The organism is Winogradskyella aurantia (assembly GCF_002266855.1).
Classification (GTDB): Bacteria; Bacteroidota; Bacteroidia; order Flavobacteriales; family Flavobacteriaceae; genus Winogradskyella; species Winogradskyella aurantia.
The window spans coordinates 196,227-211,441 of the sequence record NZ_NGJN01000004.1; the positions used below are offsets into that span (position 1 = coordinate 196,227).

Consider the following 15,215-nt stretch of genomic DNA (forward strand, 5'->3'; position numbering starts at 1 on the left):
TGATTAATATGACCTTAAAGACGTCATTATCCTATAGACTTTTGTTTTTTGTGCTGTACTTCTGCCCTGCCAACCTTGTATTTTCTCAAAACATTAGACCTTACGATTTGGAGAAGCAAGCAGCCCATGCCGAATTAAAGGGTTATGACGCCTCGTACAGGGTAAATTACTTTGAAAATATTATAATACGTTCCTTCATTACATCAGATATTGCTAATTTTCAATTTAGAAGTTCTGATGGACAAAGGACTTTTGATTTGGTTCCAGCTGCAGAATATCTCCTTGGCCTTTCACTTGATTATAAATGGATAGCATTAGAAGTTTCATTTGCCCCAGCATTTAGGCAAACAGATGCCATTGAAGATCTATCAAATAGCAGTTCATTAAGGCTTGGCCTTAATTTTTTCTATTCCGATCAATTACGACAAGAGTTCAGTTATACAAGACTAGTGGGGTTCATTAATACTAATTCGGAAACTGGATTGAGTGACAGGCTAAGATTATTGAACAATACGGAGTTACAGACCATAAGAGGAAGCACCTATTATATAGCCAACAAAAATTTTTCATTTAGATCTCATTACGCACAAACAGAACGACAGTTGAGAAGCGCAGGAAGTCTAATACCAAAATTGACATACACCTACAGTATCACAGACCCAAACCTCGAAATTCCTGTTGAAACCATAAATACCGCTCAATTAAAAAGCTTTGATTTAATTTTTCAAATGGGTTATTTGTACACCTTTGTGGCCAAAGAAAAATGGTTTGCTACCATTGGGGTTCATCCGGGTGTTGGCTATAATAGTGCTCGATACGAATTTTTGGACCAATCTAATCAATTGTTCAATAATATATCCTTCGCTTTTGACAGTGAGTTAAAATTTGGATATAACTCGTACCGTTGGTTTTTCGGGGTTGGTGGTAATTGGAGAAATTTTAATATACTCAATAACGAAGCCAATCAATTGAATCGGGATAATTCATATCTAGAGGCTTATTTGGGATTTCGATTTAATGACAATAAACCTATGCGCAAATTCTTTGGGTGGTTTGAAGATCATTTAGGGTTTTAATAATATAACACCGCGCTCTATAGGCAATTTTACCTCTTTCAAAATAGAGTTAGGCGATTAGATTTATGTAAATTTGTGTATCATTTCTTAAAATCAAGTACTATGTCGTTTAGAATAGAAAAAGATACCATGGGAGAAGTTAAAGTTCCCGCAGATAAGCTCTGGGGTGCGCAAACGGAACGCTCTCGAAATAATTTTAAAATTGGTGCGCCAGCATCTATGCCCTTAGAAATTGTTTATGGTTTTGCCTATTTAAAAAAAGCTGCTGCTTATACCAACTATGAGCTGGATGTATTACCTAAGGAAAAACGCGATTTAATTGCTGAGGTTTGTGATGAAATTTTAGAAGGCAAACACGATAATCAGTTTCCACTGGTTATTTGGCAAACTGGTTCTGGAACTCAGAGTAATATGAACGTAAATGAGGTTATAGCCAATAGGGCCCATCAACTTGCCGGTAAAGTAATTGGGGAAGGTGAAAAAACCATTCAACCTAATGATGATGTCAATAAATCCCAATCCTCCAACGATACTTTCCCTACTGGAATGCATATTGCAGCCTATAAAAAAGTTGTGGAAACGACTATTCCAGGCGTTATTCAACTAAGAAATACCCTGCATAAGAAATCTTTGGAATTTAAGGATGTGGTTAAAATTGGCCGCACCCACCTCATGGATGCTACGCCCTTAACCTTAGGTCAAGAATTTTCAGGATATGTCTCGCAATTAGATCACGGTTTAAAGGCCTTAGAATCGACATTATCTCACCTGAGTGAGCTAGCATTAGGAGGAACTGCCGTAGGTACTGGCCTAAATACGCCAGAGGGCTACGATATTTTGGTCGCTAAGTATATTGCAGAATTTACAGGCTTACCTTTTGTCACTGCCCAAAATAAATTTGAAGCTCTTGCAGCGCACGATGCCATTGTAGAAACCCATGGTGCATTGAAACAGTTGGCTGTTTCCTTAAATAAAATTGCCAATGATATACGGATGATGGCTTCTGGTCCCCGTTCAGGAATTGGAGAAATCATTATTCCTGCTAATGAACCGGGAAGTTCCATTATGCCAGGAAAGGTAAACCCAACACAGTGTGAAGCCTTAACCATGGTTTGTGCCCAAGTAATGGGTAACGATGTTGCTATTTCCGTTGGTGGTACCCAAGGCCACTACGAATTGAATGTGTTTAAACCTGTAATGGCCGCTAATATTTTACAATCGGCCCAATTGTTAGGTGATGCCTGTGTTAGTTTCGATGAAAATTGCGCTGTCGGTATAGAACCCAACTACAAGGTTATTGAACAATTATTGAACAATTCCTTAATGTTAGTAACGGCCTTAAACACAAAAATAGGTTACTATAAAGCTGCTGAAATTGCTAATACCGCTCATAAAAATGGCACCACCTTAAAAGAAGAGGCTATCAACCTAGGGTACGTATCCGCTGAGGAATATGATGAATGGGTTAAACCAGAAGATATGGTAGGAAGCTTGAGGTAAACTAAATTCCTTTGTTTATAAACCGAGTAAGGTCTGAAAAAGACTAAGACGCGAGTTAGAAATAACTGGCGTTTTTTTATATTCAAAAAAATAACAATCTTTACAAAAAGCTATTGTTATGTCTATACTAATAAAAAACATAAAGCAATTAGTACAAGTGCATAAGCACAACGTAACCATTGTTAAAGGCAAGGATATGAAAACACTTCCAATCCTTGAAAATGCTTATTTATACATAGAAAATGATACCATCATAGAGTTTGGTAAAATGGAAGATTGTGATGGCTTTGAACCTGAAACTATTATCGATGCTACAGGTAAATTAGTATTGCCATCATGGTGCGACTCTCACACTCATCTCGTCTTTGCTAGGAATAGAGCCAATGAATTTATAGACCGTATCAATGGACTCAGTTATGCAGAAATCGCTAGCCGTGGAGGCGGTATTCTAAACTCAGCCAAACATCTCCAAGACGCATCTGAACAAGCTCTGTATGAATCTTCTATGAAACGATTAGATGAGTTGATTAACATGGGAACTGGAGCGGTTGAAATAAAAACTGGGTACGGGCTAACAGTGGAATCCGAACTTAAGATGCTAAAGGTCATCAGACGTCTAAAACGCGATAGCCTAGCCTTGATAAAACCAACTTTATTGGCAGCGCATGCTATTCCTGAAGATTATAAAAACAAAAAAGAGGATTATATAAAACTCATAATCGACCAGCTTATTCCAAAAGCGGCAAAGTTAAATATCGCTAACTATATAGATGTATTTTGTGAAGTAGGCTATTTTCATATTGAGGAGACGGAAGCGATATTAAAAGCAGGTCAGAACTATAATCTTCAGCCTAAAATCCATGTGAATCAATTTAATGTCATAGGCGGTGTGGCATTGGGTGTAAAATACAATGCGCGCTCTGTGGACCACCTCGAGGAATTGGATAAGAGTGATATTAAAGCTCTGAAAGGCAGCGATACTATGCCTGTTGCCTTACCAGGATGCTCCTATTTTTTGGGTATTCCCTACACACCTGCAAGAGATTTGATTGACGCAGGGCTGCCATTGGCCATCGCATCAGATTTTAATCCTGGATCAGCACCTAGCGGCAATATGAATTTTATTGTAAGTGCAGCTTGCGTTAAACTGAAAATGACTCCTGAAGAAGCTATAAATGCAGCAACAATAAATGGTGCCTACGCTATGGGCATAAGTAATATGTACGGCAGTATAACACGGGGAAAAAAGGCAAATGTCTTTATAACAAAACCATTGAACCATTACAGCGAGATTCCTTATGCCTTTGCCCATAATCCCATAGAGCAAGTCATTATAAATGGTCAGATATGGCAATAAAAAATCCGGAAACAACATAGTGCTTCCGGATGATATAGGTATTGTGCTTAAATTATTTCAGTTCAAACTCTGAGCTAGAAATCAATTCCTTTTCATTAAAAACGTTGATTTGATAACGTCCTTTTTCAAATTTCTCATCTAGTACAGAAATATACTCACAGACATTTAAGTTTCTGTTTTCATAATTAAAACGACTGATTAGACTGTAATTAAGAACTTGGTCTTCAAATTGTATTTGATCGTTAGATCCCAACACATTATTTTTTGGGTCAATAACCTGAACATACAACTCTTTATCTCCAGGTTCTGCTAATGCATTCTTAGCAACAGTAAAGCAAACCTTTATTTTATCACTGCGACTTGCGCGCTCTGTTGGTATTTGTTTACCGCTTCTTCTCTCGATAACACCCATACCTTTAAGTCCAACCGTTTGTAGCACTGCTGCATCCTTCACCACACCTGCTAATTCAGTATTTTGCACCAATAACGAATCTGTAAACATGGTACGTTCTGCTAACTGAACTTGAGTACTATCTAATGATGTAGCCAAAAGCTCGTTTTCTACTTTTAATCTGTCATTTTCAGCTAAGAGTTCATCCATTTCTTCCTGCAGAGCTAAGAACTTTTTCTTGTATCTCCATAGGCTATTTACACTATTCTGAGATATCTTCAAGGAATCCATTAAGCCTTGAATGCGCTCTCTGGCCTCAATTAAATCCTCGTTTGCAACTTGATTCTCTGCAATGGCGGCATCGTACTGTTTTGCCATATTGTTCAAATCGTTCATTACCTGTTGTTTCTCATTTACTAAGGTGCGTTCAGTTTCTTGCTTATCTTTGTAAAGCTTGGAAGCGTAAAATGCAGTTCCTAGAAATAAGACTAATAAGATTCCTAATCCTACCTTTAGTCCTAAACTTGTTTTTTGTGAACCTTCCATAAAATTTAATTTTAAATTATTGTTAATCGTTTTTTTAAATTCATTGAGGAATTTAGAGACTGAAATAAATTGTTATTTTTAGCTATTATACATATCCAAATGAAAAACTTCAACCTGTTCACACCTAAAGATTGCGCTAAACTTATAAACGTGCGCAAAGGAGAGTCAAAATTTGGAGAACATATTCAGTTAATCCCTAACCTCACTAACATATACGATTCAATTTCTGTTTTAGATGTTGACTATGTAGTTTTTGGAATTAAAGAAGACATCGGAATTTTTGCAAATTACGGAAAACCAGGGGCTTCAAGAGCTTGGGATGCTACCGTAAAAGTTTTGTTAAACGTCCAAAATAACAGATTTAACCAAGCCGATAAGGTTTTGATATTAGGACATTTGGAATATTCGGGGTTAAAAGAAGCCTTAACCAAACCAGGTTTGTCGCATAAAAAAAGTATTAAAGAAGCTCGAAAAATGGTCGAGGAGATTGATAAGGACGTAACGTATTTGGTGAACTGTATTATTAGGGCCGGCAAAACGCCTGTGATTATTGGAGGAGGCCACAATAATAGCTACGGAAACATAAAAGGTGCCGCGTTAGCCTTGAACAAAAAAATAAATGTTGTCAATTTTGATGCCCATTCAGATTTTAGACCTGAAGAGGGTAGACATAGCGGAAATGGTTTTAGTTATGCTTATGCTGAGGGATTTTTAAAATATTACTTCATCTTTGGACTTCATAAAAATTACACTTCTGAATCTCTGTTTAAAACTTTAAATAAGTTAAAGGATATACAATATGCCTCTTATGAGGACATGGAGCTAAACACTACACTCGGTTTTCAAGAAGCCCTAGAGGCTGGTTTAAAGCATGTTAATAACAGCCTTTTTGGTCTTGAGGTTGATTGTGATGCTATAGAGCGAATGCCCAGTTCTGCAATGACACCTTCTGGATTTAGCAGTTTACAAGCGAGACAATTTGTGAACTTTTTTGCCAAGCAACCAAATGTGACTTACTTACATATTTGTGAGGCTGCACCAACTAAAAAGACGGAAAGCCAAGTTGGTAAAATGATCAGTTATCTCATTACCGATTTTATAAGAGCTAAGGAAAATTAAGGTTAATCAATTTAGCAAGGTTCCCCTAGACCGTCCCATCTTTCGCGAAGTTACATTCTAAAGAAAATCCTATTAAACACCTTTTTTGTTTATAATGTTATTCTAGAATTCTGAGGGTTTTATTCAATGGTTGTTATTGGGTACCGAAGCTAAAGTCAATTTTAAAGTTTAAACTTTGCCCTTAAATAGTCAAAACTTTGGCCAATATCCTCAAAAATATGTTCTTCTGGAATTAAATCAGGGACAATATCAATGGAGGTCAATTTATCTAGAGGCTGCTCTTTAACAGCAGTCAAAATGACCTTAACACCCCTTTTACTTAAATCCAAAACTGCGTTTTCTAAGGCGTATAAGCCTGATTGATCTATATAAGGGACACGATCCATTCTTATGATTAGGGCTTCAACATCCTCTGGTATATTCTTTATCTCATTTTGAAAATGTGAGGTAAATCCAAAAAATAACGGACCGTAAAGATGCTTGATGTACACCTTGTCCTTATGTGCTTCATAGAATTCAATTTCGTCTTGCCAAGGCTTCTCTCCATCAAAACCTGCAAGGGTACCTACTTTAAGACCTTCCTCTCCAAGATCACTCGCGCGCTTCATAAATAATAAAGAGGCTAAAAGCAAGCCAATACCTACAGCTTGAATTAAACTTCCAAAAGTGGTAATTAAAAGCACCAGTATTAAAACAACAGCATCTGCTCTCGGAACGACCAACAAGTGCTTAAGCCCCTTGGTATCTACAATTTTAAATCCTATAGGAATTAATAGTCCTGCCAAAACGGATAAAGGAATATAGCCTGCCAATTTACCCAAGCCAAGTAATACAGCCAGCAAAACCAAACCATGAATGGTTCCCGAGACTCGTGTGCGACCTCCAGAATTAATATTCACCACAGTTCCTTTTGTAGCTCCTGCACCTGGAATACCACCAAATACTGCTGCAACGGCATTTCCTATGCCCTGGCCTATCAACTCTCTATTACTGTTGTGCTTGGTTTTAGTCATATTATCCGCAATAACTGAGGTAAGTAAGGAGTCTATAGATCCTAAAACGGCCAAGACCATGGCATATTCGGCAACAAGCATATAAGCACTGGAATCAATGGATAAAATACCATCTATTTGTAAACTTGGTAAGCCCGAAGGTATTTCACCAATAATGGGTATGTCCCAGTTTAAAAAATAACCTACGATAGAAGCCAAAATCAAAGCAACAAGAGCACTTGGTACAACTTTGGATACCAACGGGAACAAGTAATAAATGGCTACAGTTAGACCACCAAGAACTAGCGCCTGCCAATTAAAATCCGTAAAGAGACGAGGTAAATCCTGCATCACCAACCAAGTAGATTTGGCTGAGTCTAGACCAACAAATGGAAATATCTGTAAAATCACGATGATAAGACCGACACCACTCATAAAGCCGGATACTACAGGATAGGGGAAATATTTGACATAACTGGCAATATTAATGAGCCCAAATACTATCTGAAGTAATCCACCTGCAAGAAAGGTTAGGATAATAATACCCATTGCACTTTCTAAACTACCGGTAATTTCAATTGCGCTTGCAACCAAAGCTGCTGATACTACGGTCATTGGACCTGTAGGACCACTAGCTTGTGTCGCTGTACCTCCAAAAATAGCAGCAAATATACCAATTGCAATCGCACCGTAAAGACCTGCTATGGCACCCAAACCAGATTGCACACCAAAGGCTAAGGCTAAAGGCAAGGCCACAACACCGGCAACTAGACCTCCAGTTAAATCGCCTTTCAAATATTTAAAATCGTAAAACTTAGAAATCATAAGATGGAAAATTACTTAATGACTAAATACTGAATTTAAAGGAAATCAACCTTTCCTGTGTCCATATCATAAACACCACCGATGATTTTAATTTCACCTTTATCCTCCATTTCCTTGAGGATCGGACTATTTTGACGAATATCGTTAATTGTTTTTCTGACGTTTTGCTCGCAAACCATATGGACAAACTCTGGATTTGATGAAGATTTGTCACCCTCATAATGACTTAACTGCTCTACAACAGGCCTGATTTTAGTTAGCATGGCTGTAATATTACCAAGCTTAACGTTGTCAACTGCTGCTTTTACGGCACCACAATGCTCATGCCCAAGGACTAAAATCAATTTAGACCCTGCGACTTTACATCCAAATTCCATACTTCCTAAAATATCTTCATTTACAAAGTTACCAGCGACACGGGCCACAAATAAGTCACCAATACCTTTATCGAAAACGTCCTCCACGGGGATTCTACTATCTAAACAAGATAAAATAACGGCCTTTGGATATTGACCATTGGTAGCTTTTCTTATTTGAACCGTGTGATCTCTTGCAGTCAAATCATTAGAAACGAACCGACGATTTCCATCCTTGAGACTCTCTATAACGCTATCCGGTGTTAATTGAGCCTGCTCCTCTGCGGTGAGAACTTTTTCTACTAATAGCTTAATGTCTTTTTCCTGTCCACCCTCTGGACAATAGGTCAGTTTAGTGTTCTTGTTCATGAATTGGTGTTTTTGTGATTAGAATCGTTAAATGTATTAACAGTAAAAATAACCTTCAAGGTCTTGATATCAAAGTTGGTAAGGTAAAAAGACTTAAATATTAACTTAAATTTAAATTGGACTGAGCCAAATTATTTCCAGAACTAACCCTAATCCTACAAACCATTAAGGCTTATAGACTTTTGTTAGACTTACAGTTCTCTTAAGTTACACAGCCCTCATTATTGACTTCCGATAGATTTCAAAGAATCTATTTGACGTTGTAGTGCTTTAATCTTTTCTGAATTGTCTTGAATTTTTGGAATAGTCTTGAGAGAATCGAGTGCCTGTTCCATAATATCCTCATCCTTGGGTTGTTCTTGATAGAAATAACCAATGCCTTCACTAGCACGCCATGCTTCATTTAACTGATCATATACCGTTTTATCCCATTGACTTGGGTGTTTAACATCGATCCATATGACATCTCTGTATTCACTATCTATTAGCACAAGGTCTGGTGTTGCAGAACCATCAAATTGTCTTGCATCTGTGCGGCTAATCGTTGAAACCGTTCCAAGGAAAAACATACGCTTTCTTCCTGCAATATCTTTTATATAAGGTCTAAATTCAACTGGGGAATTAGCTTCCCAGTCGTATTCCTTCCGTGACTCCTTTACCTTTAATGGCATGGCCGAAACACCTGCATAACCCTGCTTCTTTGAAGCATGGTCATAATAATACAATACTTTTTTACCGTCTGCTGGAACGAATACACTATAGCTCAGACTTGTGCGTTCATTACCCACAGGCTCTAAACCAAACCAATGATAAAGACCGCTATAAGCATTTGTGCTTGAGCCAGAAAAATCAAAGTCAGTCACGTAAGGTTGCTGATTTTGGTCTTTAGGCATAATAGGAATCTTTACTGCAGTCTCCATATTCCAAGGTAAAGGATCACTAAAACCTCCTAAGAATTTGAGGGATTCTGCTTGTAATTGTGATACTTTCTCAGATAAGGTATTCTGTTTATTTAAAAATGGGTAATTCTTGATGTCATCTGGACTTACAAAAGTACCTTTACCAATTAAAATCCGCTCTAAATAATCATTAAAATCATGCTCGCCGTTTTCTATGATCATAACACCACCAAATGTCGGGTAAGGAAAAAAGAACCCTTTCCATTTTATTAGACTCACCACTTCTACCCATTCACCAACATCATTTTTCATATAGAATGTATCGCTGGGCTCATAATTAAACAACATCCATGGATTGAACCGTTGTACCACTGCATTATAGGTATTGCGACTAAATTTTAGAGACTCACCGATTGAAAAAACAACTGGAATTCTATTTTCATTTGAAAATCTTGGAAACGGTGTTGTGCTGCTTACGGAAAAAACTTCTTCTGTATTGTCACTGATTCGTTGCATTATGTATTTTTCGCTAGGCTGAATGGCCATGGTCCATTTATTCTCATTATCTATTCTAACCAAATGCGGTAGGGAAACGTCCTTAGTTTCACCTACACTTTCATTGGCCATGGAAAAGATATTTCTTAAAGGCTGTATGCGTTCGTTCTGTGTTAAGGGTAACTCATTGATTTCAATCTTATTCAAATCATTAAAGACATTATAAGTCTTCATGTAATCGTATAATTGAACATGCCAACCGAGGTAGTACAGTAAACCAAAAAACAAAACCAGAACACCCAATATTCCAAGGCGACCTCCCGTACTTGCTGTTTTTCTGAACTTTCGTAAGCCAAAAAACAATACTAACAAACTAATGATTATGATAAAAACATACTTTCTAAGAAACAGCAATACAGGTTGGTAATCATCCCTAAAAAAGAACAGAAACACAAGCAACAGTAAAACTACTAAAACGGTTATTCGTTTTTGCTTTTTTCCTTTATTCCAATAGTTTTTTATCATAGTTTTCTTTTAATCCAAATTCCATTGAAATATCATCCTTAACCATGTGACGCAACAAATTGAGAATGATATTTTGTCTTACATCAATCCTTTATCCTTTAGTCGTTCTCTTGCACTTTTTTTAGCTGCGTCCGTAGTTTCATTTTTAGTATTTTCAGCCTTAGGTTCTTGTGCAAACTCATTATCTTTATTTTTTAAATCTTCAATTAAGTCCTTACCCCTATCGACGGCTTCCTCTACCAAATCGCCTAAGGATTCACTTTTTTCTTCTACAACTTGACTTGTCTTAATAACAAAACTCGCTAAATACGTACCTAGCAAGGTACCAACGGCAAAAGATGAAAAGGCAGAAATACCATTGTAACTTCCAAAAACGGATACTGGAGTTAAAAACTCCAGGAACAAAGCGGCAATAAGAACCGAGGCAACTACAAAAACCAGTCTAGGAATAAAAGCCTGCTTGTACACAAAACCCTTCGGATTTTGCGGACTCATTTGAAGTTCTTTACTATTCACTATTTTATTCAAAAAACGATAGGCTCCATTTCCATTAGACTCTCTCCAATAGAGGAAAATACCAAATAAGATCGCTGCGATAAAAATGACGAGTTCTATTCCCATGTTTTATTATTTATTAACCTGAACTAGCTTCAGACCCTATTAACTATATCGTGTTTAAAAATAAACCTGCACAACCATAGTATCCCTTTAGGTTGAATGACTTTTAATCAGCCTATTGCCTTTTATAATTCATACTAATATCAGACGTCCGTTTAAATTCCAAATCAATAACAGAATAAGGGTTACTATAAAATTAGTCTAATTTTATTAAATATTGTTACGAATACGCTCTATGACCCAATCCCTAAATGAATCGTCCCATGTCTCATAACTTTTATAAAACTGTTCTTTATCATACCAATACAAGAACAACACGTCTTTAGGCGAAATATTAATCAGTAATTTGTGAATTAAATCACGGTGCTCGGCAGATAATGATGAATGTGGCTGGTGCAAGGCAAAATACAATGACTCATCTACGATATCCTCGAGTTTGTAGGCATTACTGCGTTCTAATTTTTCGAGATATAACTCTACACTCATTACTTGTTTTCGTGCTTCTAAATTTATCTTATTCAAATAACTCTTAAACAGCACCTTGTCATTTAAAATATCCTTAATCGGATGCTCTGTGTCTTCCAGAAATTGGCTGAGTTGAAACTTTTTAATTCTATCGTAATTAGGCGTATTTACCATAGCTTCCAAATCGCACTCAATAATGATGTGATCCTTGAGCTTATCTATTAACTCCGGTTGCGCAATATGATAGATAAGCACATCGTGAACCGTATCTTTTATTGCTTTTTTGTATACCTCTTTATCTTCAAAAATTACTATAGGTTTTATAAAATCTCTTAATAAATAAACACCATTAAACGCTCTTGTATAAAATGATCCCGTTGTAAAACGCAAAGGATGGAGGTTTAGGTCCCTGTTTCTTAAATCGCCATGACTTTTTGCAGAGTCCAATAATTGCTGGTGAAGGTCTTCGTCTATAAAGTTATTTTCACGATTAAATTTATCTACAAGTCTTAATTGCTCCTTTTGTTTTTCCGCTAAATCATCAATTAGTCTAAATGTAATACTGACATCGTCATATTTTAAAATATCCAAAGGCTCATAAAATACATCGATATCTTGGTCAAAATCAATACAAATAGCAGAGTCCCTAGTAATATCATTTATTTTTTGCCCATGTGTTTTAAAGATATGTTGCATCATTTGCCTATCAAAGGAATGAAACGGTAGATAAATTGGCTTCCCTTTTTGTAAAGGTGAAATTATTATGCCATGAGGATTTGCATCGCCATGGTTAAGGTACTGAATATGAGATTTTTCTTCTGCAATTTCTGGGCTCCAACCTACACCATCAATAGAAAATGACTTGAGCTTGGTTTCTGAAAAGCCCAATGTTTTAAGGCATTTATTATAGCGTTCAACAAGCTTTCCACTCACTGGAATGAGCTCGCTTCTGTATAAATTTGCGTCTTTAAGTTTTTGCATTGTGTCTCCTCTTGGGGCGGTACTTTTTAATCCTATTCTAACAACTTGTTGATTTGGGCATATTGCAATAGCATAATTGTTTTTGCATCAATAATCTGTTCATTTTTTATCATGGTTATGGCATCAGAAAACTGAAATTCCAACACTTCGATGTCTTCATTTTCACCTTCTAATCCCCCTCCATCATGAACTTTCATTTCATCAGTATACTCTGCCACAAAAAGATACATTTTCTCAGTTAAAGCACCTGGTGATGTATAAGCTGTAAGTACTTGTTTAGCAGTACTTATTTTATAACCAACTTCTTCCTCGGTTTCTCGGATAATAGTTTCTAGGGCATTATCCTTACTATCAATCGCTCCAGCACAAGCTTCAATAGACATTCCTTCAGACTTATTGTTTTCATATATCGGCATTCTAAATTGCCTTGTTAAAATAACCGTCTTTTTAGGTGGATTGTATAACAATATGGCTGTGCCATTTCCACGATTATAACATTCCCTAGAAACATGTCTCCACTCACCTGTTTTAAATTGATAATCATAATCGATACGATGTAATGTTGCCCATTCTTTTGAGAGCGTTGTATGTTTTATATTTTTAATGTTATTCATTTTATCCCAATCCTAATCCCTTCTTTTATAAATATCGCCAATGTCGTTTACGTTAAAGGCTTTTCACGATACTCTTTGTTATGCTCTTCCATCAAAGAGTTCCCTAGCCTCAGTTTCTATATTTAATTGATCAACCCTAGCTTCAACTTTACGTTTAAAATCAGTATCTGCAATGGTTGCCACATTGTCTAAATAGCGAATAACTTCCTGGCGTCTTATATCTGAAAAATTAAGACCCTTCATATTGGCCTTCATCAACTCCTTGAGCATATTGAATTTGGTATCGTAATCTTTTTTAAAATATAAATCGGGATTACTAAACCACTCTTCTTCCAAGTCAAAATCAGTTAAACGCAATGATATAGCAGACTGAATATTTCGCACATCTCGTGATGAGAAAAACGGAAAAATATTTTGAACCTCCTTGTATAATCCGGCATAAAATATGTGATCCTCATCTTTATAAGTCTTTTCTACCTTCTCAAATATTTGATGAATACGTTCTTCATTTGGTTTTTGCACAGACTGCAAAATGTCGCCTAGGCTTTTTGCCAACCCTTGGTCTGCTAAATATTGATAATCCTCTGGGTCATTCATATTGACAAAATTCGGGAGGGTCTTTTCAAATCTTCGCCACCATAAATGGTCTTGATCTAAAAAGTCTTTTTTAGTCCTCGCACCGTCTATTTTAAAGCGCCCTTGCACCCGTGAAATGACAGCTTTGTCTAACATCTCCGGAAGATTGGTGAATAGACCAATAGAACTGTTGCCGTAATTAATGGCATAGGCACCTTCGGTATATCTTAAAAACACGCCTATCACCTCCTTTACACCAGCGGATACACCTTGTGCGGTGCGTTCTTGCAGATTGTTTTCAGCATCATCAATCGGTGCGAATATTAAACGGGTAGGGTCTTGTAAGGGTTTCATCCACTCTACCATTTTTTCCGCAGACCCCCCCTGAAAAGTAGAAATTAAGGTATCTGGCATGGGATGAAATAAGAATGGGATTTCTAACTGGTCTGTATATTCCTTTAGTCTTGTGGCTATCGCCGCAATTAGCATACTTTTTCCTGTACCTGGAATACCATATCCCATAAAAACAGGCATAAAGCCTCCTAGTTCTTGAAATGGGTTTTTTTGGGCTTGAAAATCATAACTTAACATACGTTCTGTCAAACGACGAGCAAAGTGCTTGGCATCCTTATTGCCTACAATCTCCTCAAACCTTACTTTATTGAACTCAACACTTTTTGCCGTGCCTTGAAAAACATTTTCCCAACCAGATACAGCAAAATCAGAATTTTCTAATTTGTAGGTTCTATCAACTATGGTTTCTGTGTATTCCAAAGCACTTTTACGCAATTGAATTTCATCAATAAGCGACTCAAAATAAACCATCGTAAAGTCTATAACATCTTTGTCCGAATTAATGATTTCAGGATGATTTAAATATTTATCGTAATAATACAATTGGCACGATATTCCTTTTACAGGAGACATAAGGGAAACTTCTGGAATACCTGACATCTTCTGTTTCATAACAGATAGGTCATCAGAAGCGTATGGCTTTAAATCATGAACAATTTTGTAAGCCATGGCGAATAGCATAAATGCAGTGGCCGTTTGCAGTTTACTTTCATATTCACGTCGTTCTGCATTGCCTAAGGCCGACTTGTTTTCTGCCAATGAAGATAATCCTGAAGCATCGTAATAATTATCCTTAATCCAAATACCCATAACTATACCTTCTTGCACTACATATAATGCATGATTGAGATGAATAGGAATAGCGACCGATTCAGGTAATAACCGTTTTTTTAATGCTAATACCGTTTTGGAAACCGAAGTCGTGTCAAGATTACTGCCATTATTTGCCCTAGAAAGAAATAATAGTATAGAGTCATCTTTACCGTCGTTATTTTTATTTTTTGCCCTAAGGCTTTGCTCCCACTGAACAGATTTTAAATAAGACGTCGCTTCATCACGAAGCATGTCGAGTTCATTCTGCTTTATTGGAAATGTTGAATTGTGTTCCATTTTAAAGTTTTATCACAACAGCTTATGGGGTTAACATATTTTGTAAT

Annotated in this window: 12 protein-coding genes; 4 read left to right on the forward strand and 8 right to left on the reverse strand. The window is 36.7% G+C overall.

Annotation, left to right across the window (positions count from 1 at the left end; genetic code table 11):
- Nucleotides 1-8 precede the first annotated feature (8 nt).
- The 3 genes from CA834_RS08845 to hutI all read left to right on the forward strand — a co-directional run bounded on the left by CA834_RS08845 (nucleotide 9) and on the right by hutI (nucleotide 3,933).
- The gene (locus CA834_RS08845) at nucleotides 9-1,076 is read left to right on the forward strand and encodes a DUF4421 family protein (protein ID WP_094968333.1); all 1,068 of its coding nucleotides are present in this window, start codon (nucleotides 9-11) and stop codon (nucleotides 1,074-1,076) included.
- 102 nt (nucleotides 1,077-1,178) lie between these two features.
- Complete coding sequence (gene fumC, locus CA834_RS08850; RefSeq protein WP_094968334.1) at nucleotides 1,179-2,576, forward strand: class II fumarate hydratase; 1,398 nt, start codon at nucleotides 1,179-1,181, stop codon at nucleotides 2,574-2,576.
- 118 nt (nucleotides 2,577-2,694) lie between these two features.
- Nucleotides 2,695-3,933 carry an imidazolonepropionase gene (hutI, locus tag CA834_RS08855; RefSeq protein ID WP_094968335.1) on the forward strand — a complete coding sequence of 413 codons (1,239 nt, stop codon included), beginning with the start codon at nucleotides 2,695-2,697 and terminating at the stop codon, nucleotides 3,931-3,933.
- A gap of 52 nt (nucleotides 3,934-3,985) precedes the next feature.
- On the opposite strand, the gene CA834_RS08860 is transcribed toward hutI, so the two are convergent.
- Nucleotides 3,986-4,870 (reverse strand): coiled-coil domain-containing protein, encoded by an 885-nt coding sequence (locus CA834_RS08860; RefSeq protein WP_094968336.1) that lies wholly within the window; start codon nucleotides 4,868-4,870, stop codon nucleotides 3,986-3,988.
- Nucleotides 4,871-4,969: 99 nt separating this feature from the next.
- On the opposite strand from CA834_RS08860, the gene CA834_RS08865 reads away from it, so the two are divergent.
- Nucleotides 4,970-5,989 (forward strand): formimidoylglutamase, encoded by a 1,020-nt coding sequence (locus CA834_RS08865; RefSeq protein WP_094968337.1) that lies wholly within the window; start codon nucleotides 4,970-4,972, stop codon nucleotides 5,987-5,989.
- Between the two features lie 161 nt (nucleotides 5,990-6,150).
- Here CA834_RS08865 and CA834_RS08870 read toward each other — a convergent pair whose 3' ends face one another.
- The 7 genes from CA834_RS08870 to CA834_RS08900 form a co-directional block, all read right to left on the reverse strand.
- Nucleotides 6,151-7,806, reverse strand: a complete 1,656-nt coding sequence (locus tag CA834_RS08870; RefSeq protein ID WP_094968338.1) for a SulP family inorganic anion transporter — start codon at nucleotides 7,804-7,806, stop codon at nucleotides 6,151-6,153.
- Nucleotides 7,807-7,841: 35 nt separating this feature from the next.
- Nucleotides 7,842-8,531 carry a carbonic anhydrase family protein gene (locus tag CA834_RS08875; protein ID WP_094968339.1) on the reverse strand — a complete coding sequence of 230 codons (690 nt, stop codon included), beginning with the start codon at nucleotides 8,529-8,531 and terminating at the stop codon, nucleotides 7,842-7,844.
- Nucleotides 8,532-8,752: 221 nt separating this feature from the next.
- A complete protein-coding gene (locus CA834_RS08880; RefSeq protein WP_094968340.1) occupies nucleotides 8,753-10,450 on the reverse strand; it encodes a hypothetical protein in 1,698 nt (565 codons plus the stop codon).
- A gap of 78 nt (nucleotides 10,451-10,528) precedes the next feature.
- Nucleotides 10,529-11,071 carry a hypothetical protein gene (locus CA834_RS08885; protein ID WP_094968341.1) on the reverse strand — a complete coding sequence of 181 codons (543 nt, stop codon included), beginning with the start codon at nucleotides 11,069-11,071 and terminating at the stop codon, nucleotides 10,529-10,531.
- A 207-nt stretch (nucleotides 11,072-11,278) separates the two neighbouring features.
- Entirely contained in the window at nucleotides 11,279-12,514 is a 1,236-nt protein-coding gene (locus tag CA834_RS08890; protein ID WP_094968342.1) for a DUF6638 family protein, read from the reverse strand.
- Between the two features lie 32 nt (nucleotides 12,515-12,546).
- Entirely contained in the window at nucleotides 12,547-13,128 is a 582-nt protein-coding gene (locus tag CA834_RS08895) for an NUDIX domain-containing protein (protein ID WP_094968343.1), read from the reverse strand.
- 78 nt (nucleotides 13,129-13,206) lie between these two features.
- The gene (locus CA834_RS08900; RefSeq protein WP_094968344.1) at nucleotides 13,207-15,168 is read right to left on the reverse strand and encodes an AAA family ATPase; all 1,962 of its coding nucleotides are present in this window, start codon (nucleotides 15,166-15,168) and stop codon (nucleotides 13,207-13,209) included.
- Nucleotides 15,169-15,215 lie beyond the last annotated feature (47 nt).